At 42.9% G+C, this 23,252-nt stretch carries 19 protein-coding genes; 15 read left to right on the plus strand and 4 right to left on the minus strand.

Annotated elements, in window-relative coordinates:
- Positions 1–225: 225 nt before the first annotated feature.
- The 6 genes from SLS51_RS11740 (at position 226) to dld (ending at position 9,405) form a co-directional block, all read left to right on the plus strand.
- Positions 226–1,359 carry an ABC transporter substrate-binding protein gene (locus SLS51_RS11740; RefSeq protein ID WP_323838501.1) on the plus strand — a complete coding sequence of 378 codons (1,134 nt, stop codon included), beginning with the start codon at positions 226–228 and terminating at the stop codon, positions 1,357–1,359.
- Positions 1,360–1,383: 24 nt separating this feature from the next.
- Positions 1,384–2,469, plus strand: a complete 1,086-nt coding sequence (locus tag SLS51_RS11745) for a FecCD family ABC transporter permease (RefSeq protein ID WP_323838502.1) — start codon at positions 1,384–1,386, stop codon at positions 2,467–2,469.
- Positions 2,466–3,266, plus strand: coding sequence for an ABC transporter ATP-binding protein (locus SLS51_RS11750; RefSeq protein ID WP_323838503.1), 801 nt, complete (start codon positions 2,466–2,468; stop codon positions 3,264–3,266). Before SLS51_RS11745 ends, SLS51_RS11750 begins: the two co-directional genes overlap by 4 nt.
- A 255-nt stretch (positions 3,267–3,521) precedes the next feature.
- Positions 3,522–5,501 carry a ligand-gated channel protein gene (locus SLS51_RS11755; protein ID WP_323838504.1) on the plus strand — a complete coding sequence of 660 codons (1,980 nt, stop codon included), beginning with the start codon at positions 3,522–3,524 and terminating at the stop codon, positions 5,499–5,501.
- 610 nt (positions 5,502–6,111) lie between these two features.
- On the plus strand, positions 6,112–7,494 hold the full coding sequence (locus SLS51_RS11760) for an APC family permease (RefSeq protein ID WP_323838505.1): 1,383 nt from the start codon (positions 6,112–6,114) through the stop codon (positions 7,492–7,494).
- 195 nt (positions 7,495–7,689) lie between these two features.
- Positions 7,690–9,405: a D-lactate dehydrogenase gene (gene dld / locus SLS51_RS11765; RefSeq protein WP_323838507.1), complete on the plus strand. Its 1,716-nt coding sequence runs from the start codon at positions 7,690–7,692 to the stop codon at positions 9,403–9,405.
- A 127-nt stretch (positions 9,406–9,532) separates the two neighbouring features.
- On the opposite strand, the gene sbcB is transcribed toward dld, so the two are convergent.
- Positions 9,533–10,963 (minus strand): exodeoxyribonuclease I, encoded by a 1,431-nt coding sequence (gene sbcB, locus SLS51_RS11770; RefSeq protein WP_323838510.1) that lies wholly within the window; start codon positions 10,961–10,963, stop codon positions 9,533–9,535.
- An 896-nt stretch (positions 10,964–11,859) separates the two neighbouring features.
- Between sbcB and tmaR the strand changes: the two genes are divergently transcribed.
- Positions 11,860–12,177, plus strand: a complete 318-nt coding sequence (gene tmaR / locus SLS51_RS11775) for a PTS system regulator TmaR (RefSeq protein WP_323838512.1) — start codon at positions 11,860–11,862, stop codon at positions 12,175–12,177.
- Positions 12,178–12,221: 44 nt separating this feature from the next.
- On the opposite strand, the gene SLS51_RS11780 is transcribed toward tmaR, so the two are convergent.
- Together SLS51_RS11780 and rne are read right to left on the minus strand one after the other, a co-directional pair.
- The gene (locus tag SLS51_RS11780) at positions 12,222–12,854 is read right to left on the minus strand and encodes an SDR family oxidoreductase (RefSeq protein ID WP_323838514.1); all 633 of its coding nucleotides are present in this window, start codon (positions 12,852–12,854) and stop codon (positions 12,222–12,224) included.
- Between the two features lie 184 nt (positions 12,855–13,038).
- Positions 13,039–16,113 carry a ribonuclease E gene (rne, locus tag SLS51_RS11785; protein ID WP_323838516.1) on the minus strand — a complete coding sequence of 1,025 codons (3,075 nt, stop codon included), beginning with the start codon at positions 16,111–16,113 and terminating at the stop codon, positions 13,039–13,041.
- Positions 16,114–16,672: 559 nt separating this feature from the next.
- Here rne and rluC point away from each other — a divergent pair.
- On the plus strand, positions 16,673–17,635 hold the full coding sequence (gene rluC / locus SLS51_RS11790) for a 23S rRNA pseudouridine(955/2504/2580) synthase RluC (RefSeq protein WP_323838518.1): 963 nt from the start codon (positions 16,673–16,675) through the stop codon (positions 17,633–17,635).
- Here the strand turns inward: rluC and SLS51_RS11795 are convergent.
- Positions 17,632–18,222 (minus strand): Maf family protein, encoded by a 591-nt coding sequence (locus SLS51_RS11795; protein WP_323838520.1) that lies wholly within the window; start codon positions 18,220–18,222, stop codon positions 17,632–17,634. The genes rluC and SLS51_RS11795 overlap by 4 nt on opposite strands.
- Positions 18,223–18,364: 142 nt before the next feature.
- Between SLS51_RS11795 and yceD the strand changes: the two genes are divergently transcribed.
- The 7 genes from yceD to acpP all read left to right on the plus strand — a co-directional run bounded on the left by yceD (position 18,365) and on the right by acpP (position 23,190).
- The gene (gene yceD / locus SLS51_RS11800) at positions 18,365–18,889 is read left to right on the plus strand and encodes a 23S rRNA accumulation protein YceD (protein WP_323838522.1); all 525 of its coding nucleotides are present in this window, start codon (positions 18,365–18,367) and stop codon (positions 18,887–18,889) included.
- Between the two features lie 12 nt (positions 18,890–18,901).
- Positions 18,902–19,072 carry a 50S ribosomal protein L32 gene (gene rpmF, locus SLS51_RS11805; RefSeq protein WP_011147057.1) on the plus strand — a complete coding sequence of 57 codons (171 nt, stop codon included), beginning with the start codon at positions 18,902–18,904 and terminating at the stop codon, positions 19,070–19,072.
- 29 nt (positions 19,073–19,101) lie between these two features.
- Positions 19,102–20,139 carry a phosphate acyltransferase PlsX gene (gene plsX / locus SLS51_RS11810; RefSeq protein ID WP_323838530.1) on the plus strand — a complete coding sequence of 346 codons (1,038 nt, stop codon included), beginning with the start codon at positions 19,102–19,104 and terminating at the stop codon, positions 20,137–20,139.
- Between the two features lie 6 nt (positions 20,140–20,145).
- Complete coding sequence (locus SLS51_RS11815) at positions 20,146–21,099, plus strand: beta-ketoacyl-ACP synthase III (RefSeq protein WP_323838532.1); 954 nt, start codon at positions 20,146–20,148, stop codon at positions 21,097–21,099.
- Positions 21,100–21,123: 24 nt separating this feature from the next.
- Positions 21,124–22,056 (plus strand): ACP S-malonyltransferase, encoded by a 933-nt coding sequence (gene fabD, locus SLS51_RS11820; RefSeq protein ID WP_323838565.1) that lies wholly within the window; start codon positions 21,124–21,126, stop codon positions 22,054–22,056.
- 7 nt (positions 22,057–22,063) lie between these two features.
- Entirely contained in the window at positions 22,064–22,798 is a 735-nt protein-coding gene (gene fabG / locus SLS51_RS11825) for a 3-oxoacyl-ACP reductase FabG (RefSeq protein WP_323838534.1), read from the plus strand.
- Positions 22,799–22,953: 155 nt separating this feature from the next.
- Positions 22,954–23,190 (plus strand): acyl carrier protein, encoded by a 237-nt coding sequence (gene acpP, locus SLS51_RS11830; protein ID WP_112894165.1) that lies wholly within the window; start codon positions 22,954–22,956, stop codon positions 23,188–23,190.
- Positions 23,191–23,252 lie beyond the last annotated feature (62 nt).

Consider the following 23,252-nt stretch of genomic DNA (forward strand, 5'->3'; position numbering starts at 1 on the left):
ATTATTATCTTAATGTTTTATTTATTTGAGTAGATAAGCCATTTTTGATAAGAAATTAAAAGGATACCTCCGTTTTGTGATCAAATAGGTATTTTTTATTTTTCATAGTGTTAATTCATACAATTAATCACGTAATTTACCAAAATTTGTGTAGATCATATTGATAAGTATTCTCATTTGTCCTATTGTTAGTGCCATAATTATTAATATGAAAGGGCTAACAAAATGAAATTTATGTCTCGATCCATAGCAAAGAGTATCAGTGTCGGCCTGTTAGCGGGTTCGGCAGTTATGGCAAGCTTCGCATCATGGGCTGAAACGGTCACCGATATCGTTGGTCGTACTGTTGAAGTTCCTGAGAATGTAAATCGTATTTTGTTGGGCGAAGGCCGTTTGTTCCACGCTATCGCTTTACTTGAAGGTGATAAACCACTGGCCCGTATTGCGGGTTGGCAAGGTGATTTCCGCAAACTGGACCCACAGTCTTACGCCGTCTATAAAGCTAAATTCCCTGAGATTGATAAGGTTCCTTTGATTGGTAACACCAGTGCTGAGAGTGTCAGTTCTGAAAAAGTATTAACTCTCAACCCGGATATCGCCATTTTTGGCTTGTCTGGTCATGGCCCTGGTAAAGACAGCGAATTGGTCGCCCAACTTGAAAAGGCTGGTGTTCCGGTTGTATTTGTCGATTTTCGTACTGAGCCGTTAAAGAACACGCTGCCGAGCATTCGTATGTTAGGTAAGGTATTAAATCGTGAAAAACAAGCGGCAGAATATGCCGATTTTTACGAGAAAAATGTAAAACTGGTGACTGATATCACCAATAAAATCCCGGAAGGGAAAAAACCAACCGTATTTATCGATTTGAGAGCGGGTGCTTTTGAAGACTGCTGTGCGACTGCCGGTGATGGCAATATGGGTAACTTTATCGATTTAGCCGGTGGTAAAAACATTGCTAAAGGTGTTCTGCCAGGCGCACTTGGTAATATGAACCTCGAAAAAATTATTGCAGTTGACCCTTATATTTACATTGCTAGTGGGGCGAAAGCACCAGACAGTAATGAACCTGGTGTAAAACTGGGAGCGCAATCTACGCCTGAACTAGCAAAAGCCAGTTTGAAACAAATGACTGAACGTAAAGGTATTAGCTCGTTGACTGCGGTTAAAGAGGGCAGAGATTATGCGATTTGGCATAACTACTACAACTCTCCCTATAATGTGGTAGCGACTCAGGTATTTGCTAAATGGTTCTATCCTAAGCAATTTGCAGATTTAGATCCACAGAAGACACTGAATGAATTACACAGTAAATTCCTGGCAGTTGATCCATCAGGGGTTTATTGGGTCAGTGAAAAGTAATCAGTAAGTCAGGTAACGGGAATAATGAGTGCCACTACCGAGCCGATGCCAATGGTGAAACAACAATTAGATGACAGCAGTGTAAAAGTTCATTACCGATATATTTTACACCGCCGTATTGTGATGATGGTATTCATCGTGCTGATTATTGGTATTTCACTGGTATTAGATTTTACGATAGGGCCATCAGGTTTATCTTTGTCCTCTCTCTGGCAGACTTTAGTGTCGCCAGAGAGTGTGGATGCGGGTACACGGGTAATTGTTTGGGATATCCGTTTACCCTATGCCTTGATGGCGGTAGTGATTGGCTTGTCTCTTGGGCTGGCTGGCGCGGAAATGCAGACGATCTTAAATAACCCACTAGCCAGCCCCTCTACTTTAGGGGTTGCTCAAGCGGCTGCATTTGGTGCTGCGTTGGCGATTGTATCTGGTATTGGTATTCCAGGCGTGCCTGATCAATGGTTCATCTCTGCGAATGCTTTCATTTTCGCTTTGTTGGCTGCATTGGTACTGGATACGATCACTCGTTGGACACGCGTTGCTACGTCTGGGGTCGTATTATTTGGTATTGCATTGGTCTTTACCTTTGAAGCATTGGTTTCCATGATGCAGTTTATTGCAACGGAAGATACCCTTCAGGGGCTGGTGCTCTGGACAATGGGCAGTCTTGCCAGAGCAACCTGGATAAAACTGGGTGTTATGTTGTTGGTGTTTGCAGCCGTTTTTCCTATTTCAATGATGAATTCTTGGAAACTGACAGCGCTGCGATTGGGTGAGGATCGTGCAATCAGTTTTGGTATTGATGTTCGTCGTCTGCGCTTGGGGACATTATTGCGTATCAGTATTCTTGCCGCTTTAGCAGTTGCATTTGTTGGGCCAATTGCCTTTATCGGTTTAATTGCGCCACATATTGCCCGCATGATGTTTGGTGAAGATCATCGTTTCTATTTGCCAGCCAGTGCTCTAATTGGTGCACTGGTGCTCTCTATGGCGTCCATCGCCTCGAAGAACCTGATCCCAGGTGTTGTTATTCCTGTTGGGATCGTTACTGCGTTAGTTGGGGTTCCATTCTTCCTTAGTATAATTTTACGCCATAGGGGGAACATATGAGCCCGGGATTAACCATTAGCAATTTTTTTGCGGGTTATCCGAAACATTCAGTTATTGAAAATTTGAATGTTGCTCCGTTGCCTCGTGGGAAAATTACAGTATTGTTGGGGCCAAATGGTAGCGGTAAATCAACACTTTTGCGTTCTTTGGCGGGCTTAAATCGTGCAAGAGGTCAGCTTTGGCTTGATGGTCAAGATTTGATGAAGATGAGTTTTGTCCAGCGATCGGAAAATGTGGTTTATTTACCACAGAGCTTACCTGCTGGTGTTCATTTGCATGTATTGGAGTCGATTATCGTTGCTCAACGGGCATCCGGAGGGCGTCATTCTGAAACCAGTGAAGAAGAAGTGATGTTGTTGTTACGTCAGTTGGGGATTGAGCACCTGGCGTTATGTTATTTAGATCAGTTATCTGGCGGTCAAAAACAATTAGTCGGATTGGCACAGTCGTTAATTCGTAAACCAACATTATTATTATTAGATGAACCACTTAGTGCGCTGGATTTAAATTATCAATATCACGTAATGGCGTTGGTGGCACAAGAAACTTATCGGCGGAATATGATTACTGTGGTCGTTGTGCATGATATTAATATCGCTTTGCGTCATGGTAACCATGTATTAATGTTGCAAAAAGGGCATTTAATTGCCGAGGGAATTCCTGAGCAGGTTATTACGCCAGATAGTCTGGCACAGGTTTATGGTGTCAAAGGCAGAATTGAACGTTGTTCTCAGGGCATTCCTCAGGTATTAGTTGATGGGTTGGTTTCAAAGCTAGTGAGTGAGAATTCATTTTAACTTATAAAATAATAAAACTACACAGAGGTAAATATTTTATCCTCGTTATTTGAGCACATGTTGATTATCCATTTTTATAGATAAATTTATAGATAAATAAAGTGTAATTATACCCTATGGATTTCAAGATGCATCGCGGCGGCAAGGGAGCGAATCCCCGGGAGCATAGATAACTATGTGACCGGGGTGAGTGAGTGCAGCTAACAAAGAGGCAACTTGAAAGATGACGGGTATATATCTCTTGGAGAATCGGGAATGGGTGTTTTTAATAAAAGAAAAATCGCGTTAGGTATTATTGCTACAATCTCATCTGGCTCAGTTTTTGCGGCTAGTAGTAGTAATGACACTATTCTTGTCACTACGGCAGCAGGTTTTCAACAGAAAATTGAAGATGCGCCAGCGTCTATTTCTGTGGTGAGCCGTGAGCAATTGGAAACTAAGGCTTATCGTGATGTGACTGATGCACTGAAAGATGTACCGGGTGTCGTTGTTACAGGTGGTGCTAGCAGCAGTGATATCAGTATTCGCGGTATGGCGTCTCAATATACAATGATTCTGGTTGATGGTAAGCGTGTTGATACCCGTGGTACTCGTCCAAACCGTGATAATTCGGGGATTGAACAGGGGTGGCTGCCGCCATTGGCCGCGATAGAACGTATCGAGGTTGTTCGTGGTCCTATGTCTTCTCTTTATGGTTCTGATGCGATGGGCGGGGTGATTAACATCATTACCCGTAAGGCACAGAAAGAGTGGAAAACCAGCTTCCGCGCTGATGGCACTTTGCAGGAGCGTTCTAAATCAGGTAATAGTCATCAGAGTAGTGTGTATACTTCAGGTCCAATTATTGATGGATTATTAGGGCTGAAAGTGAGCGGCCTGTATTCTCACCGTAATGAAGATAAATTTATCGGTGGTTTTAACAAACAGGAAATGCGTAATGGTTCAGCCACTTTCTCTTTCACTCCCGATGAGCAGAATACTTTTGATTTTGAAGCGGGACGTTATGAGCAAGATCGTGATTCTACTGTAGGGAAAACAAAAACAAGTAGTTGGCGATCTCCAGGTAATAGCGAAAGTCGATATAAAAGAAATAATTATTCTGTCACTCATAATGGCGTTTACGATTTTGGAACGTCGACAACGTACTTCCAGCGTGATGAATCACGTAACCCTGGTCGTGATATGAAATATTACGATAACCTGTTCAATACCCATACAGTATTTATGTTGGATGATCATTCATTGAGCATAGGTGGTCAGTATCGTTATGAAGATTTACGCGATGGCGGGAATCAATTAGCTTCTGCTAAAAATATCAATAAGCTGAACCGTTGGAGTTGGGCGTTATTTGCTGAAGATGAATGGCAAATGACCAATGACTTTGCTCTGACCGGTGGTATCCGTATGGATAAAGACGAAAACTTCGGTGACCACTGGACTCCACGTTTGTACGGTGTATGGCATGTTGATGAACAATGGACGATTAAAGGTGGCGTTTCTACAGGATATCGTTCACCAGAATTACGTCAGGCGGCATCTAATTGGGGGCAGATTACGGGTGGCGGTGGTGATCCAGCGATTATCGTCGGTAATCCGGATTTGAAACCGGAGAAGAGCTTCAATCAGGAAATTGGTGTTATCTGGAACAATCGGGATAACTTTAATGTCGGTTTAACAATATTCAACACCGAATTTAAAGACAAAATTACTGAATTACGTCGTTGTACCGATCCAAGTGGTAAATCTCAGGGCAAATGTGTTATTGATGGCACTGCTTATAAATTTATCAGTGACCGTGTGAACATTGATAAAGCCAATATGCGTGGTGTAGAAGCGACGATGAACTGGGATATTGTTGATAACTGGGTATTGGCTGCAAACTATACGTATACTGATTCTGAGCAAAAGAGCGGTAACTTCAAAGGGAAGCCGTTGAATAAGATGCCTAAACATATGGCGAATGCCACCTTAAACTGGCAGGCTTCACCAGAAATGCAAGCTTGGACCCGTGTTAACTACCGTGGTAAAACGTCGAATTATTTATCACGTACCTCTATGGGGACGGGAACACCGTCTTATACCTTTGTGGATATTGGTGTCAGCTATTATCTGGCTGAAGGTTTACGCTTGGTAGGGGGGGTATATAATGTCTTTGAAAAACAAGTGACTGAAGACACCCATGATATAGTCTTGGATGGCCGTCGTTATAACATTGGTATCAATTACGACTTTTGATAATGCGTTCTAACTAACTATACCCTATGGATTTCAAGATGCTTCGCGATGGCAAGGGAGTGAATCCCCGGGAGCATAGTAACTATGTGACCGGGGTGAACGAGTGCAGCCAACCAAGAGGCAACTTGAAAGATAACGGGTATATGTCAAAGAAATGTATATGACACCGTAAAATTCCATAGCGTCATCGATGAGTGTGGTAAAAAATAATGAACTTTTAGTGCGGCGAGTATTGCTATTTCAGGTCTTCAAGTGCAGAATTCGCCCACTGGAAAATAACTGATGCGTTTATATGTGTCGGTTATTTTTTTTGCCTTGACTTATTTTTTACTATACCAGAGGCCGGACTCTGAGCCGGATAGATAATTGGCCCACGATCAACCGCAACGAGAGTCGGTTGCCGTAATGAGGAACGCTAATATGGAGCAATTATTTCCTTTCGCACTTGTGCCAATCGGCACATGCTGCTGCATCGATGACTATGGAGCATTGAGCTCTGCATATAATCCAGCCTCTAATTCTACTGCCTATAGGCAGAAGCGAAGTCTTCCCAGTAACTGTCGATTTAGTAGTGTTATAACACGAATCGGAGTTATGGGAGGTTTCGCTCATGTCTCATAATACTGTAATCACTCTAGGCACCAACCAGACGGGTGCTAACAATCGTGTTCAGCTCAGAAAAACACTGACCTTGGTTCAGGTAGTGATGATGGGTCTTGCTTATCTGCAACCTATGACTATCTTTGATACTTTCGGCATTGTTTCTGGTTTGACTGACGGTCATGTAGCGACATCCTACGCTATTGCTTTGATCGCAATTCTGTTTACCGCCGTAAGCTACGGGAAGTTGGTAAAACGTTTCCCATCTGCTGGATCTGCATATACTTATGCACAAAAATCCATTAGTCCGCATGTTGGCTTTATGGTGGGTTGGTCATCGCTATTGGACTATATGTTCATGCCGATGATTAATGTCTTATTAGCGAAAATTTATCTTCAGGCCATTTTTCCTAGCGTAGATCCGTGGATCTTCGTTGTGGGTTTTGCATTACTGATGACAGCTTTTAACCTGCGTGGCATTAACGTTGTTGCTAATCTCAACACGGGTATTGTTATTGTTCAGGTGGCCATTATGGTTGTATTTGTGGGTTTACTGATCCACGGTGTGTACAACGGAGAAGGAGTAGGAACGTTATGGAATGCGAAACCATTCGTTTCTGAGGATGCCCATTTAATCCCAATGATTACTGGGGCGACGATTTTATGCTTTTCATTTCTAGGGTTTGATGGCATTAGTTCGTTGTCCGAAGAGACGCCGAATGCTGGTAAGGTGATTCCGAAAGCGATTTTCCTGACAGTATTAATCGGTGGTGTTATCTTCATTGCGGTTTCTTATTTCTTGCAGCTCTATTTTCCGGATATTTCACGGTTCAAGAACCCAGATGAATCTCAGCCAGAAATTATGCTGTATGTAGCAGGTACTCTGTTCCAATCTATTATTTTGGTGTTCTCTTGTGTCACTGTTTTGGCTTCTGGTATGGCGGCTCACGCGGGGGTTTCCCGTTTACTCTATGTTATGGGGCGCGATGGTGTATTTCCTGAGAAAATATTTGGCTATGTTCATCCAAAATGGCGGACTCCGGTAATCAACGTATTGCTGGTAGGCACCATAGGGTTATCTGCGATTACCTTTGATCTGGTTACTGCAACAGCTCTGATTAACTTTGGTGCGTTGATAGCGTTCACCTTTGTAAACTTATCAGTCATTTCTCAATTCTATATCCGTGAACGTCGTAACCGTACATTAAAAGATACTATTAATTTCTTGATATTACCTGTGATAGGTGCTTGTACTGTTAGCGTACTATGGATGAATCTGGAGCAAAGTTCTATGGAATTGGGGCTAACTTGGGGAGCAATTGGTCTGGTTTATATGGTATTCCTGACCCGTCGCTTCCGTCAGCCGATGCCTCAATGTTCTGAAATGGTTTAATATTTAGCAAAAGAATAATGGCGCCGAATTTGGCGCCATTATTCTTACTATGTTGCTAATTTTACCGTAATAGTTAAGGAAAAGGAGCTTAAGAAAAAAAACAGCGAGGTCGCTTACAGATAAGCAAAATTTCAACGGTAAACGGAGAAAAACAATCTATGCTCTGAGAGGTGATTGTATATTAAGGAAGAGACTATGAATGATGCAAAGACCTCTCAAAATCAGCAACTCATGACTACCCTGACCAATATTGTCGGTAAATCTCATATCCTGACGGCTCCCCATAAAACTGAACGTTATCGTAAAGGCTTTCGCTCCGGCAAGGGAGACGCTTTAGCTGTTGTATTTCCCGGCTCGCTGGTGGAACAGTGGCGTGTGTTTAAGGTCTGCGTTGAAGCAGATAAAATCATCTTAATGCAGGCGGCTAACACGGGTATAACCGAAGGTTCTACCCCAAATGGTAAGGATTACGATCGTGACATAGTGATTATTAGCACGCTGCGCATGAATAAAATTCAGATGTTAAAACAGTGTAATCAGGTAGTTGCGTTACCTGGCAGTACATTATGGCAACTTGAACGTGCGCTCAAGCCGCTGGGACGTGAACCTCATTCAGTTATCGGTTCTTCCTGCATTGGCGCTTCCGTGATTGGGGGCATCTGTAATAACTCTGGAGGTTCTTTAGTTCATCGTGGGCCGGCTTACACTGAAATGGCATTGTATGGACGTGTTAATGAGTGTGGTAAGCCAGAATTGATTAATCATCTGGGTATCTATTTGGGAGAAACACCAGAAGAGATTCTCTCTTGTCTGGAAGAACGGCGTTACAGTGATCAGGATATAGAGCGGGGTCAGCGTAAAGCATCTGATCATGACTATGTCCAACGAGTACGTGACGTAGATGCTGATACTCCATCTCGTTTCAATTCTGACGAGCGCCGTTTATTCGAAGCTTCAGGTTGTGCGGGTAAGTTGGTTGTGTTTGCTGTCAGGCTCGATACTTTTCCGGCAGAGCCTTTGTCTCAAGTATTTTATATCGGTACCAACCAAACTGGCGTATTGACGGAATTGCGTCGTCATATATTAGCAAATTTTCATAATTTACCTGTAGCGGGTGAATATATGCACCGGGATATTTTCGATGTTGCGGAAACTTACGGTAAAGATACTTTCATCATGATTGATAAGCTTGGTACTGACAAGATGCCGGCTTATTTTACCTTGAAAGGGAGAATGGACGCTATTTTCAACCGAATTCCATTCTTGCCTACCAATCTTATCGATCGCATTATGCAGGGATTAAGTCGCTTACTTCCTTCCCACCTGCCTAAACGTTTGAAAGAATATCGTAATCGTTTTGAGCACCATTTGATATTAAAAATGTCAGGTGATGGGGTTGAAGAAGCTAGAAGCTGGTTGGAAGACTATTTTAGCCGGGTGGAAGGGGATTGCTTTGCTTGTACGCCGGAGGAAGGTGCTAAAGCGTTCTTGCATCGTTTTTCCGCTGGTGGTTCAGCGATCCGTTATCAAGCGGTGCATAGCAACGAAGTAGAGAATATCCTGTCACTTGATATCGCTCTGCGCCGCAATGATCGTGAATGGTTTGAACAATTACCCCCAGAGTTTGATGATGTATTGGTACATAAACTTTATTGCGGACATTTTATGTGCTACGTGTTTCATCAGGATTACATTGTGAAAAAAGGGGTGGACGTACAGGCATTGAAAGAAAGAATGATAGAGCTGCTTGATAAACGAGGAGCGGAATATCCCGCAGAGCATAATGTGGGTCATCTATATCAGGCTAAACCTCAACTTAAGGCTTTTTATCGGATGTCCGATCCTACTAATACTCTCAACCCAGGAATTGGAAAAACATCCAAGCTAAAAAATTGGGGCGAAGGATCTTAATGTCAATATTCTCAGTAGTGACAATGCTATGTTAGTACTAAGTGTAAAAATGGATGAGAAAGTTACTCTTATCAGAAAGGCGAGTATATATGACTCGCCGTTTTATATTTATTCACTACCCGTTTAATTATCCAGCCAGTTGCACTGCATACTCCATGAGTGCTTTAAGCTGACGACATTTTTCTTCATTGCCTTGGTGTTCAATGAAGAACTGCTCAATGATAAATATATACTCACTGAGCTTATCTTGAGTTAAGACATCTTGACGATGACGTAACCAGTGTTGTTGTTCATCATAGGTCAGAGTATTAGGGTAGTTTCTGGCTCTATAGCGGAATAACAGCGTTTTAATCCGAGAGTCCTGAAAAGTCAGATCGAGTGCAGGTAAATTTTGGGGCAGTGTCTCACGGATAATATTCATTGCTGCTTTATCGGCACTGCTAAAAAAGCCATCATACAGCTTAGCATCAACATTATTGGATTCAGGGAAAGGTTCTGCCTCTGCAAATAGCGCTACAACTTTTTCTCTGATTTGTGGATTATTTCGCAGAATAGCCAGATTTCTTTCACAATAATTACGATCCAAACCGATACGCTCAGCGTCTTCTGTTCGCAAAGTATTATCGGGGGCGACTATCGGGCACTTATTAATATGAACCAGTTTTATCGGGACTGGTGGTTGATCTGGCTGCAATTCATCATGGCGGGTATATAGACGTTCACGCAATGCATCTGCATCCAGTTCCAATAATGGTGAAATATCTCCAGCTAAATCGCACATAATAACGGCATTCTGATTTACTGGATGCCAGGCAAGAGGTGCAACCAAACTGAGGTTACTGCGAGCAGCGCCAAACATCCCGGAAACATGAACCAGCGGTTTCATTTGGGGAATATCGATGAGGGCGCTAATTTTCTGCTTATTTCTTAACTGAAAGAAATAATTGAACATCCTTGGCTGTACTTCTTTGAGTAATTTTGCCATTGCGATTGTGGCGTAGACATCGGACATAGCATCGTGAGCATGTGAATGTTCAACGCCATTTGCCTTGGTCAGATGTTCTAATTTAAAGCTAGGCAGACCATCTTCATTCTCTGGCCAGACAATACCTTCGGGGCGCAAGGCATAACAGGCACGTAATACATCAAGTAAATCCCAACGGGAATTACCTTTTTGCCAACTATAAGCGTATGGATCATAAAAATTGCGGTAAAAAATATTCCGGCTGACTTCATCATCAAACCGAATATTATTATAACCGAGGATACAACTGTTCGGTACACTGAATACATTATGAATCTGGCGGGCAAATTCCGCTTCATTGACCCCTTTTTCTAATGCAATTTGAGGCGTAATACCTGTAATCATGACAGCTTCTGGTTGCGGCAGATAATCATCAGCAGGTGAACAGTAAATAACTAATGGCTCTTCAATAATATTGAAATCCATATCAGTACGAACACCAGCAAATTGAGCCGGTCTGTCTAAGGCCGGATGTTGACCAAAAGTTTCGTAGTCGTGGATGTAGAAAGTGGGTTGTTCGCTACTATTTTTCACTGTTGTTCAATGTCCAATGATGTTAATTGTTTGTTTTTTCTGCTTTTTCAAAGAATGGATGACATTTTTGCCATAAACATAAAATAGAGATAATCGTTGCTTACTATCTTAGAGAATCTAGGTAATTGCAATCAATATTGTCTACAGGTTTTCCTACTTTCTGTTCCGCGATTGGAAGCGGATTATTAACATTTTGGGTACTTGGAATAAAAAATTGTGTGTTTTAAGGCCATTTACCCTTGACAATATTGACCTGCCTACCGCAGCATGCATTGAAGTATTGAGAAAATAAACGAGGTGAATATGTCAAATTTAATTTATTTAATGAAATATTTGATGAATTCTCTGTAGGGTTAGATCAATGAAGATAGTAAGCATATTGATGAACACCGTGGTGCATATAATACAGGCAGTAATTGGTACTCTGTGTGTATTTTCAGTTATGGGTTTAGTTTATTTTATACCCGTTATCCTTCAAGTTGCCTCTTTGTTGGCTGCACTCGCTCACCCCGGTCACATAGTTACCTATGCTCCCGGGGATTCACTCCCTTGCTGTCGCGATGTATCTTGAAATCCATAGGGTTTAATAACTGCGGAGATTATGGTGATCAACGATCATTGTATTTGGGCGTTGGAAGGAAGAGCTGAGGGGAGTAAAAACGGTGCTTTTGCGGGTAAAAGATTGGCTCTGCATTATTCACCCGCATTAATCAGATATTAATCAATTGCTTGCAATTAAAGCAATATGCCGAACTCTTCATCAGGAAGCTAGCAGGTTTATGTAATCAATTAAAATCAATAAAGAACGGAAACTAACTTGTCTATTAATGTCTTTAAGCTGTATTGTGTAGTCCAATTGGATAATCTGTACGTTTGAGTTAAAGAAAGGTATGAAAATGGACAACGTAAATAAGCCGTCATTCCACAATGTGCTGGAGTTTGTACGTATGTTTCGTCGTAAGAATAAGTTGCAGCGTGAAATTGTAGACAATGAAAAGAAAATACGTGATAACCAGAAGCGTGTTTTATTGCTTGATAACTTGAGCGAATACATCAAACCTGGTATGTCAATTGAGGATATTCAGAGCATCATTATGAATATGAGAAGTGATTATGAAGACCGTATAGATGATCATATAATTAAAAATGCGGATCTTTCTAAAGAGCGTCGTGAATTGTCTAAAAAGCTTAAAACAATGGGTGAACTCAAATAGCATCATTAGATAACCACGCATGAATGCGTGGTTATTCTTACCGACTACGCAACAGCCCAATCAGGTTTAAGCTCTGGATCAACTAGGGTATAAATCTGCTGATATGAAGATTCTTCTTCTGCCATAGTTGCCAGTTGATGTGCAACATCTTGGCGACTAACCGCACCATGAATTTCATGCTGATATCTTTGGCAATGGCCTGTTCCCGGTTTATCCGTTAAGCCTCCTGGACGAATAATTGTGTAATTCAAGGAACTTGTTTGAAGGTAGCTTTCTGCCATTGATTTACGTCTGACAGATTGACCAAACAATGATTTAGCTCTGGGTGACAGGGTTTTCCAACCTTCGCCACAGCCTATTGAGGTAACGAGTAACATACGTGTTATTTCAGTTTTCTCAATAGTATCAATGATAGTCATATTGCCAAAGAGATCTGAATCAATTCCACCAATAGTAGAAAAGACGATTGCTTCTGAACTTACATGTTGTACCGTTTTTTCAACATCTTCAGCATTACAGGCATCACCTTGTATCACTTTGACACCTAAAGCACTCAGTTCAGTAGCCTGCTGAAAATTGCGGATAAGCGCAATGACGGGACGTTTTTGTTGCAGTGCGACAGTCACGAGATGACGTCCAATGCCACTACCTGCACCAAAAATAAGCCACGGTTTCATAGGTTATGCTCCTGGTTAAATAAGAAATCGAATGATAATTAATTGAACAGGGTCACGGTAATGACTGTTTAAACTAACCCTTATGTGGATAGAATAAAATTAACGGTGAGTATTTTTGTGGGGTTAGTAGCAAAAAAAATGGCTCCCTAAAAAGAGCCATTCTGCTAATATTAAATAATGTTGTTTATTCAAAGAATTGCGGTTTAGCCATTGGTGAAGTAGCTGCATTAGTGGCTGAATGGCCCCCAGCTCCCCCTTTCCCTTCAAAATGAGAAAAAGGCCGTTGCCATTCGCTGATAACAATAGGTTTTTCAATCATCTCAGGGGCTGGCGCTTTGGTCATCGGCGCATAAGAATGATGAACTTTGGCTATAATAGCAACAGGTTGTTTAACCATTTCCTCTTTACTCTCTTCAATAATCATCACTGCTGCAATTTCTTTAGAAATAACAGTGTGTTCAGAAACAACAATGTCTTCTTCTGCTTCAGATTGCTGCTCAAATTCAGGAATAATCGGTGTTATTGCAACCAGTTCAATAGCTGACCTTGATTCAGTTTGCTGTAGAACAATGTCATTTTGTTCTGTAATGCCTATTGCAGATTTGATTCCATTCTGGTGAGCTGCTGGCGTCTCTGCTACCTTAGGAGATTCAATGATGGTGTGTTCAGATTCTGCAACAACGATGATTGCGGGTACTGTTTCTGCTGCTATTGCTGGTAATACCTCATTTTGCTGTTCTTGCTGTTCGATCATAGAAATTTCCTCAGGTATTTCTATGGAAATCGGAACCACCGGATAGCGAACCCAAACTTTACCGGAAGCCATTTCTGGTGATGCAACAGCCATAGATAATGGTGCCGGTGATTGAAGTAGATTTCTCTCATCGCGGTAACGGCGGCGGCGCTGACCACTAACGCGCAAATGACGAGGTGAGCGACGAGAGCGGCGTGGCATAACATTATCTTGTTGCTCTTTATTTTCAGTCAATTGTTGCGGCTGAGCTGTTTCTAGCGGTATTTCAACAGGTACTGGTAATTGCTCTTCGGTAACAACAGATACGGGCAGCGAGGCGACAGTTGTCACTTCTTTCACTTCATCTATGATGCGAATTTTTTGTTCAAGCTGACGACGTTGGCGACGTGGTATAACCGGTAGACGTTCTTCAACCTCATTTTCAACGACTTCTGGCTTCTGGGGTTCAAGTTGCTGCTGGCGTTTTTCTTCCTGACGACGGCGTTGACGTTCTGCACGTTGTTCGCGACGTTGCTGCTGTTGGGTTTCATGAGCAGCAGTGTCTATCGTCACGTTGTTATCTTGAGTGCCATTTTTCTGTTGAGTATTACGATTTTTCCGTTGTTCGTCACGATCACGGTTATTACGTTGTTCATCACGCAGATTATTATCATCACGATCTTTACGTGAATTTTGGCGGCGTTGATTGCGTCGTTCAGAGGAGCGACGGTTATCATGACCGGATAATTTGTTCTCTTTTTTCTGTGTCGGTTTTTCTTCTTCTGCTTCTGTACTGAACATTTTTTTCAAAGCAGTCAAGAAGCGGCTTAAGAGACCCGGTTGTTCCGTTATAGTCTGAGCAGTGTGGTTTGGCTTTTTCTCTTTTGCTTTATGTGATGGTTGCTGTGCTGGAGTATCGGCTGGCAAAGCAAAAGCAGAAATAGCGGGCTGCTCAGGACGCTTACGTTCAGGTTGAACATCTTCTTGAGGATTTATCGCTCCTGCTTCATGAAATTGAGGAAGCAGATAGCTCAGTGCAGAAATTTCCTCACCCTTACGCACACGTAGAACAGAGAAGTGAGGCGTCTGCATTTGATCGTTAGGCACGATCACTACGCCAACATCTCCCTGACGGCGCTCAATTGCACTGACTGCCTGGCGCTTTTCGTTCAGTAGATATGAGGCGATTTGTACTGGAACAATAGCATGGACTTGATGCGTGTTCTCTTTCAGTGCCTCTTCTTCAATCAGACGCAAAATGGATAGAGACAGGGATTCATTGTCACGAATAGTCCCTGTGCCGCTACAGCGTGGGCAAACGTGGTGGCTGGATTCACCGAGTGATGGGCTCAGGCGCTGACGGGACATTTCCAATAGACCAAAGCGGGAAATACGGCCAATTTGGATACGAGCACGATCCTGACGAACAGCATCACGTAGGCGGTTTTCCACTTCACGTTGATGACGTACTGGTGTCATATCGATAAAATCGATAACAATCAAACCACCAAGGTCACGCAGGCGTAATTGACGGGCAATTTCATCCGCTGCTTCAAGGTTGGTATTAAAAGCCGTCTCTTCGATATCTCCTCCGCGTGTTGCACGGGAAGAGTTAATATCGATCGCAGTTAATGCTTCTGTGGTATCGATAACCACGGAGCCGCCTGATGGCAGGCGAACTTCACGCTGAAATGCAGATTCAATCTGTGATTCAATCTGATAATGGCTGAACAGGGGAACCTCACCACTATACAGCTTAATTTTACTGGTGAAATCCGGGCGGCCAAGTGCGGTGATATGTTGCCGTGCCAGATCGAGAACCTTGGGATTGTCGATTAGGATTTCACCGATGTCTGGGCGCAAATAGTCGCGGAAAGCACGGACGATAACATTGCTTTCTTGATGGATTAAGAAGGGAGCAGAGCGATTTTCGGCGGCTTTTTTGATCGCTTCCCAGTGTTTAAGGCGGAATGATAAATCCCACTGTAGGGCTTCTGCGGACTTACCGACACCCGCAGTGCGGACGATCAGTCCCATTCCTTCTGGCACTTCTAACGATGCTAAAGCTTCTTTCAGCTCTGTGCGGTCATCTCCTTCGATACGGCGGGAAATACCGCCCGCGCGAGGGTTATTAGGCATAAGTACCAGATAACTGCCCGCCAGACTGATAAAAGTGGTTAAGGCGGCCCCTTTATTACCACGTTCTTCTTTATCGACTTGAACGATAACTTCCTGGCCTTCCCTTAAAACATCTTTGATATTAGGGCGACCGTGAGGATGGTAGTTATTGGGAAAATATTCGCGGGCGATTTCTTTAATAGGAAGGAAACCATGCCGTTCAGCGCCGTAGTCAACAAAAGCAGCTTCCAGACTAGGTTCAATTCGGGTGATTTTACCTTTGTAGATATTTGCTTTTTTTTGCTCGTGTCCTGGGCTTTCGATATCCAAATCATAAAGACGTTGCCCGTCAACCAGAGCAACACGCAACTCTTCTTGCTGAGTTGCGTTGATTAGCATTCTTTTCATTGTAACTTACTCATTATTTTTTACATTAGTTATAGAGCTACGGGCAAATATAGATGAGCGACTGGTAACCGATGGTCTCGTGTCTTTTACAAATCCGCCAACCTCCCGGTTGTCGTTTGTATAGAGACGCATATTTTCGGTAGGTCTGAATTTTCACTTAGAAAACAGTACCCTTTTCTAGGAATAATCTGCAAATATAAATGAAGCTGATTTGATCCGATTCCAGTAATCTGCTACCCGTAGCCCGCTAATTATTTGATTTCCCAGTACGTCTTACGCCATTGCTGCGTTTTTGTGCAATCAAATGAAGAACAAACGTTTAACTTCGCCATTCAGGATTAAAAAACTGATGGTGGCTACTCATTATTCCATTGCTGTTGGGGTGATAGCAAGGTGACTTTATGCCTTTAAGCGGTTTTTCTGATGAAATAGGAAGAAATAGTTAATATTTAATCTTTATCTTAAAGTAGGGAAGGTAACAACCGCAAAGCGTGCGTGATTTTTACACATATTTAAAAATGAGTAGCACTCTGCTTGAGTGATAATTAAAATTGCTATCATGAAAACGAATAATCAAGTTGTACAATTTGTCACTATTGATGACGATGAAGCTGGACAGCGAGTTGATAATTTTTTATTAGCGCGTTTGAAGGGTGTTCCTAAGAGTATGATTTACCGGATTGTGCGTAAGGGGGAAGTCCGGGTAAATAAAGGCAGGGTAAAACCTGAGTATAAATTGTCTGCGGGAGATGTTGTCAGAATTCCGCCGGTTCGGGTTGCAGAACGGCAAGAAGCGCCAGTTTCAGCTAAACTGGATAAAGTCGCTGCATTAAACGATTGTATCTTATATGAAGATGACCATATTCTGGTGCTCAATAAACCTTCTGGTACAGCCGTTCATGGCGGTAGTGGTTTAAGTTTTGGTGTTATTGAAGGATTACGGGTTTTGCGTCCAGAAGCAAAATTCCTCGAATTAGTGCATCGTTTAGATCGTGATACCTCTGGCGTTTTGTTAATTGCTAAAAAACGCTCAGCTTTACGGGCCTTGCACGAGCAATTACGCCTTAAACAGATGCAGAAAGATTATCTGGCTTTAGTACGAGGACAATGGCAATCACATTGTAAGGTTGTTCAGGCTCCATTGCTGAAAAATATCCTGCAAAGTGGTGAGCGGATTGTTAAAGTAAACAGTGAAGGTGGTAAGCCTTCTGAAACGCGTTTTAAAGTAGAAGAGCGTTTTGCCAATGCAACGTTAGTGAAAGCCAGTCCGGTAACGGGTCGGACTCATCAAATCCGTGTTCATACTCAATATGCTGGGAATCCGATCGCTTTTGATGATCGCTATGGGGATAAAGTTTTTGATTCGCAACTGTCAGATACGGGTCTTAACCGACTATTCTTGCATGCCAGTGCGATAAAATTTACTCATCCCTCGACGGGGGAGACATTACGTCTTGAAGCACCGATGGATGAGCAATTGCGCTATTGTATAAACACGCTACGTCAGAATCACAGTAATTAACCTATCGCCGTCAGTGGGTTTACCCCCTGGCGGATTAATAATTCAGTCAATGTAATTAATGGTAAACCTATCAGCGTATTCGGATCTTTCCCTTCAAGTCGTTCAAATAAAGTGATTCCTAACCCTTCGCTTTTAAAGCTTCCGGCACAATTAAGCGGGTTTTCCGCAGTTAAATAAGCCCAGATTTCATCATCAGCCAGCTCTCTAAAATAGACATTGAATAATTCACAACGGGTATCGGTTATTCCTGTTTTGCTGTTAAAGAGAGAAATGCCGGTATAAAAGGTGACGCAATGACCACTGGCTTGTCGTAATTGTTTAAATGCATTTTCGAAACTGTGGGGCTTGCCAGTGATTTCGCCATTAATAACACAAACTTGATCAGAACCAATAATCAAATGCTGAGAATATTTTGTTTGTAATGCCTGTGCCTTGGCTTGTGCCAAACGCATAACGAGCTGTTCTGCATTTTCATTCATTCGAGGTGTTTCATCAGTATTAGGAGCTGCACATATAAAGGGCAAACGAAGTTTTTCCAGTAACATGCGGCGGTAAGCTGATGTGGAAGCTAAAATGATTTGTGTCATAATTTTTCCAAAAGACATGGCGAAATAATTGCAGGCATTTTAAACTAGGTACAGCTTAATAAGCGAATATTTGGCGGAAAGGTGCAGATGTGTGGCCTTTTTCTTTGACTATATCTCATTACAAAGATAATATGCGCGCCTTATGCAAAAGGTAAAATTACCCCTGACCATTGATGCGCTTCGCGCAGCTCAGAAACGATTAGACTACGCAGGTAGTTATTCACCTGAGCAAGTTTTGCGTATCGCGGAATCTGTGGTTAGCGTGGACAATGATGTAGACAGCGTTTTATCGTTTCAGATAGATAACCAACGTCTGGCGGTTGTGCGTGGGCATTCCGAGGTGGATGTTACGCTTGAATGTCAGCGTTGTGGCGGTAATTTCAGCCATCACGTTCACATAACATATTGTTTTAGCCCGGTCGTCAATGATGAACAGGCTGAAGCATTACCGGAAGAGTATGAGCCAATTGACGTTAACGAATTTGGCGAAATAGATTTGCTGGCAATGATTGAAGATGAAATAATTCTTTCTCTGCCGGTGGTTCCGGTACATGATTCTGAACACTGTGAAGTGTCCGAAGCGGACATGGTGTTTGGTGAATTACCTCTAGAGGCTGAAAAACCAAACCCATTTGCCGTATTAGCCAGCTTAAAGAAAAGTACTTAAGGAGTAAGGTCAATGGCCGTACAACAGAATAAACCAACTCGTTCTAAACGTGGTATGCGTCGTTCTCATGATGCACTGACTGCACCATTACTATCTGTAGATAAAACTTCTGGTGAAACTCACCTGCGTCATCATGTGACTGCTGATGGCTACTACCGTGGCCGCAAAGTCATCAACAAATAATCTCCGCCAGTCATTAGCAAGTTAATACCTTGACTAATCTGACTTTAGCGTTAGATGCCATGAGCGGGGACTTTGGTCCTCGCGTTACGGTGCCTGCTGCATTGCAGGCACTGGCGTCTAACCCTAGACTTAAATTATTGCTGGTCGGAATCCCCGATATCATTTCTCCGATACTTGTAAATAGTGATACTGAGTTGCTCAGTCGTTTACAATTGGTTCCTGCTGAACGGATTGTGGCTAATGATGCGAAACCGTCGCAAGCGATTCGTAATAGCCGAGGAACGTCAATGCGTATTGCCCTGGATTTAGTGAAATCAGGTGAAGCGCAGGCGTGTATCAGCGCAGGAAATACCGGAGTATTGATGGGGTTATCTAAAGTGATGCTAAAATCAATAGAAGGCATTGAAAGACCTGCTTTGATGACCGTGTTGCCAAACCTGAAACAGCGGCAAACTGTCGTATTGGATTTAGGTGCCAATGTTAATTGCGATAGCCGCATGTTGGTACAATTCGCCATTATGGGTTCAGTGATGGCCGAGGAAGTCGTGGGGGTGGTTAATCCTGCGGTAGCATTGCTTAACATTGGTACGGAAGAGAGTAAAGGGCTGGATAATATCCGCGAAGCCGCCACTATTTTAAAGAACATTCCGACGATAAATTACATTGGTTATCTGGAAGGTGACGAATTACTGACAGGTAAGAGTGATGTATTGGTATGTGACGGCTTCGCAGGTAACGTGACGTTAAAAACGATGGAAGGGGCGATCAGAGTTATCTTATCCCTGCTTAAATCATCGGATGGACAAAAGAAAAAGTTTTCCTGGTTGTTGAAAATAGTCAAGAAGTGGCTACAAAAACGGATGACAAAACGCTTCGGTCACCTGAACCCTGACCAGTATAATGGCGCATGTCTGTTAGGATTATATGGAATTGTAATCAAAAGCCATGGGGCGGCTAATGAGCATGCGTTTAAAGCCGCAATCGAACAGGCTGTTCAGGCCGTTGAAAGGCAGGTTCCTGATAGAATTGCTGCACGCCTGGAAACAGCATTACCCAAGAGTGACTGAACATACATGTATACAAAAATTTTAGGTACAGGTAGTTATCTGCCTGCGCAAGTGCGTACTAATGCTGATTTAGAAGAAATGGTGGATACTTCTGATGAGTGGATTGTTACCCGTACAGGTGTCCGCGAACGTCGTATTGCTACTGATGATGAAACTGTTGCGGTTATGGGGTTCCGGGCTGCAAAGAAAGCAATTGAAATGTCGGGCATTGATAAAGAGCAGATTGATTTAATCATTGTTGCAACAGCTTCATCCACCCATGCTTTCCCCAGTTCGGCGTGCCAAATTCAGCACATGTTGGGTACCCAAAATTCAGCAGCTTTTGATATTTCTGCTGCTTGTTCTGGTTTTGTTTATGCACTGAGTATTGCTGATAAGTTTATTAAAACCGGTGTAGCAAAACATGCATTGGTTATTGGTTCTGATTCTATTACCAGAACACTTGATCCAGAAGATCGCGGAACACTTGTCCTGTTTGGCGATGGTGCGGGTGCTATGGTGGTAGGGGCTTCTAATGAGCCAGGAATTCTTTCAACTCACCTTCATGCAAACGGTAGCTATGGTGAATTGCTGGTATTGCCTTATCAGGAGCGTCAGAATCTAAAAGAACCCGCGTATGCTAGTATGATCGGTAATGAAGTATTTAAGATTGCAGTCCGTGAATTGGCTAACATAGTTGATGAGACTTTAGAAGCAAATAACTTACCATATAGTGAGTTGGATTGGCTGGTACCTCATCAGGCTAATTTGCGTATTATCGCGGCGACAGCTAAAAAATTAAATATGACAATGGATAAAGTAGTAGTAACGCTGGATCGTTACGGTAATACTTCTGCGGCATCGGTACCCACAGCATTTGATGAAGCAGTACGCGATGGCCGGATTAAGCGTGGTCAGTTAATCTTAATTGAGGCTTTTGGTGGTGGCCTTACTTGGGGTTCAGCACTGATACGTTTTTAATTTGACAGGAAGATGAACATGTCTATGTCTGAATTTGCAATGGTATTTCCTGGTCAGGGTTCTCAAGACCTTGGTATGTTGGCCGATTTGGCTACAGCGTTCCCGGTTGTCGAGCAAACTTTCGCTGAAGCGTCTGATGTGCTGGGATATGATCTCTGGGCTCTGGTTCAACAGGGGCCAGAAGAAGAACTGAACAAAACATGGCAAACTCAACCCGCGTTGTTGGCCGCATCGGTTGCTATTTGGCGGGCTTGGCAGGAAAAAGGTGGAAAAGCACCATCACTGATGGCTGGACATAGCCTTGGTGAATATTCCGCACTGGTTTGTGCCGGTGTCATTGATTTCAAACAAGCAATTAGACTTGTTGAACTGCGTGGCAAATTGATGCAAGAAGCTGTACCTGAAGGCACTGGTGCAATGTATGTCATTATTGGTTTAGATAATGAATCCATTGATCGTGCCTGTAAAGAAGTTGCTCAGGGGCAAATTGTTTCTCCTGTTAACTTTAACTCACCTGGTCAGGTTGTTATTGCGGGTGAGAAAGAGGCGGTAGAGCGTGCTGGTGATGCATGTAAAGCCGCAGGTGCGAAACGCGCGTTGCCTTTGGCAGTCAGTGTACCGTCGCATTGTGCACTGATGAAACCTGCCGCAGATAGGCTGGCAGCTGTTTTGGAAGGAATTGAATTTAGCCATCCTCAGTTCCCGGTGGTAAATAATGTTGATGTGAAAATAGAACAGTCTGCTGAAGCTATCCGTCATGCACTGGTACGACAACTCTATAACCCTGTCCGTTGGAGAGAAACAGTCGAATTTATCACTGGGCAGGGTGTTGGGCAGCTATTAGAAATAGGGCCAGGTAGAGTTTTGACAGGTTTAACTAAACGAATTGTCAATACCGTAAGCGCAGCAGCAGTTAATGACACAGCTTCACTAATAACTGCATTGGAAAATAATTGAGGGCAATATGAGATTAGATGGAAAGATTGCATTAGTAACAGGTGCTAGCCGTGGGATAGGCCGTGCAACTGCTGAGCTATTAGCAGAGCGTGGAGCCTATATCATTGGTACAGCAACAAGCGATAAAGGCGCTGAAGTCATCAGTGCTTACCTCGGTGAAAAAGGTAAAGGTTTTGTACTGAATGTCACTGATCCGGAATCGATTGAACAGCTTATGTCTACCATCCGAACAGAGTGTGGCGGGCTTGACATTTTAGTGAATAATGCAGGTATCACCGGTGATAACCTGGTGATGCGCATAAAGGATGATGAGTGGCAGCATGTTATTGACACTAATCTTTCATCCGTTTTCCGTATGACAAAAGCGGCAATGCGCTTCATGATAAAAAAACGTTATGGTCGTATCATCTCTATTGGTTCTGTTGTTGGATCGATGGGGAACGTTGGGCAGGCAAGCTATGCAGCGGCGAAAGCGGGGCTTGTTGGTTTCAGTAAAACATTGGCTCGCGAAGTGATTTCCCGTGGTATTACTGTTAACGTTGTTGCGCCAGGGCTTATTGAAACTGATATGCTAAAAGCGTTGCCAGAGGAGCAGTTGGCGAACTTTTCGAATGATATCCCCGCTAAGCGGCTTGGGGATGTGAAAGAAATTGCTAGTGCTGTGGCTTTCTTTGCTTCTGATGAAGCGGCTTACATCACAGGCGAAACATTACATGTCAATGGCGGCATGTATATGAACTAAAAAATGAGCGAACCAGTTGCATTTTTTGTGTCAAATAACGCAAAATAGAGCAAGATTTGTGGTTCGACCAGCCGGGATTGGGTTGCATCTTTTCCTGTATTTTATAAACTACGAAAACCATCGCGAAAGCGAATTTTGATAGGAAATTTAATAGCATGAGCACTATTGAAGAACGCGTTAAAAAAATCATCGTTGAACAACTTGGTGTTAAAGAGGAAGAAGTTATTAATTCAGCTTCTTTTGTAGATGACTTGGGCGCTGATTCTCTTGACACAGTTGAGCTGGTAATGGCTCTGGAAGAAGAGTTCGATATCGAAATTCCAGATGAAGAAGCAGAAAAGATCACTACAGTTCAGGCAGCTATTGATTACGTCCAGAACCAAAGCGAATAAGTGAACACACCTAGGCGGTCATTCGACCGCCTATGTTTCTGCCCTAAATAATTTCCCTCCCT

It is taken from the genome of Photorhabdus africana, assembly GCF_035181445.1.
Classification (GTDB): Bacteria; Pseudomonadota; Gammaproteobacteria; order Enterobacterales; family Enterobacteriaceae; genus Photorhabdus; species Photorhabdus laumondii.

Bases quoted from the DNA above. Each gene is read 5' to 3' on its own strand.
- SLS51_RS11740 (WP_323838501.1), top strand. From the start codon at position 226: ATGAAATTTATGTCTCGATCCATAGCAAAGAGTATCAGTGTCGGCCTG.
- SLS51_RS11745 (WP_323838502.1), top strand. From the start codon at position 1,384: ATGAGTGCCACTACCGAGCCGATGCCAATGGTGAAACAACAATTAGAT.
- SLS51_RS11750 (WP_323838503.1), top strand. From the start codon at position 2,466: ATGAGCCCGGGATTAACCATTAGCAATTTTTTTGCGGGTTATCCGAAA.
- SLS51_RS11755 (WP_323838504.1), top strand. From the start codon at position 3,522: ATGGGTGTTTTTAATAAAAGAAAAATCGCGTTAGGTATTATTGCTACA.
- SLS51_RS11760 (WP_323838505.1), top strand. From the start codon at position 6,112: ATGTCTCATAATACTGTAATCACTCTAGGCACCAACCAGACGGGTGCT.
- dld (WP_323838507.1), top strand. From the start codon at position 7,690: ATGAATGATGCAAAGACCTCTCAAAATCAGCAACTCATGACTACCCTG.
- tmaR (WP_323838512.1), top strand. From the start codon at position 11,860: ATGGACAACGTAAATAAGCCGTCATTCCACAATGTGCTGGAGTTTGTA.
- SLS51_RS11780 (WP_323838514.1), bottom strand. From the start codon at position 12,854: ATGAAACCGTGGCTTATTTTTGGTGCAGGTAGTGGCATTGGACGTCAT.
- rne (WP_323838516.1), bottom strand. From the start codon at position 16,113: ATGAAAAGAATGCTAATCAACGCAACTCAGCAAGAAGAGTTGCGTGTT.
- rluC (WP_323838518.1), top strand. From the start codon at position 16,673: ATGAAAACGAATAATCAAGTTGTACAATTTGTCACTATTGATGACGAT.
- SLS51_RS11795 (WP_323838520.1), bottom strand. From the start codon at position 18,222: ATGACACAAATCATTTTAGCTTCCACATCAGCTTACCGCCGCATGTTA.
- yceD (WP_323838522.1), top strand. From the start codon at position 18,365: ATGCAAAAGGTAAAATTACCCCTGACCATTGATGCGCTTCGCGCAGCT.
- rpmF (WP_011147057.1), top strand. From the start codon at position 18,902: ATGGCCGTACAACAGAATAAACCAACTCGTTCTAAACGTGGTATGCGT.
- SLS51_RS11815 (WP_323838532.1), top strand. From the start codon at position 20,146: ATGTATACAAAAATTTTAGGTACAGGTAGTTATCTGCCTGCGCAAGTG.
- fabD (WP_323838565.1), top strand. From the start codon at position 21,124: ATGTCTGAATTTGCAATGGTATTTCCTGGTCAGGGTTCTCAAGACCTT.
- fabG (WP_323838534.1), top strand. From the start codon at position 22,064: ATGAGATTAGATGGAAAGATTGCATTAGTAACAGGTGCTAGCCGTGGG.
- acpP (WP_112894165.1), top strand. From the start codon at position 22,954: ATGAGCACTATTGAAGAACGCGTTAAAAAAATCATCGTTGAACAACTT.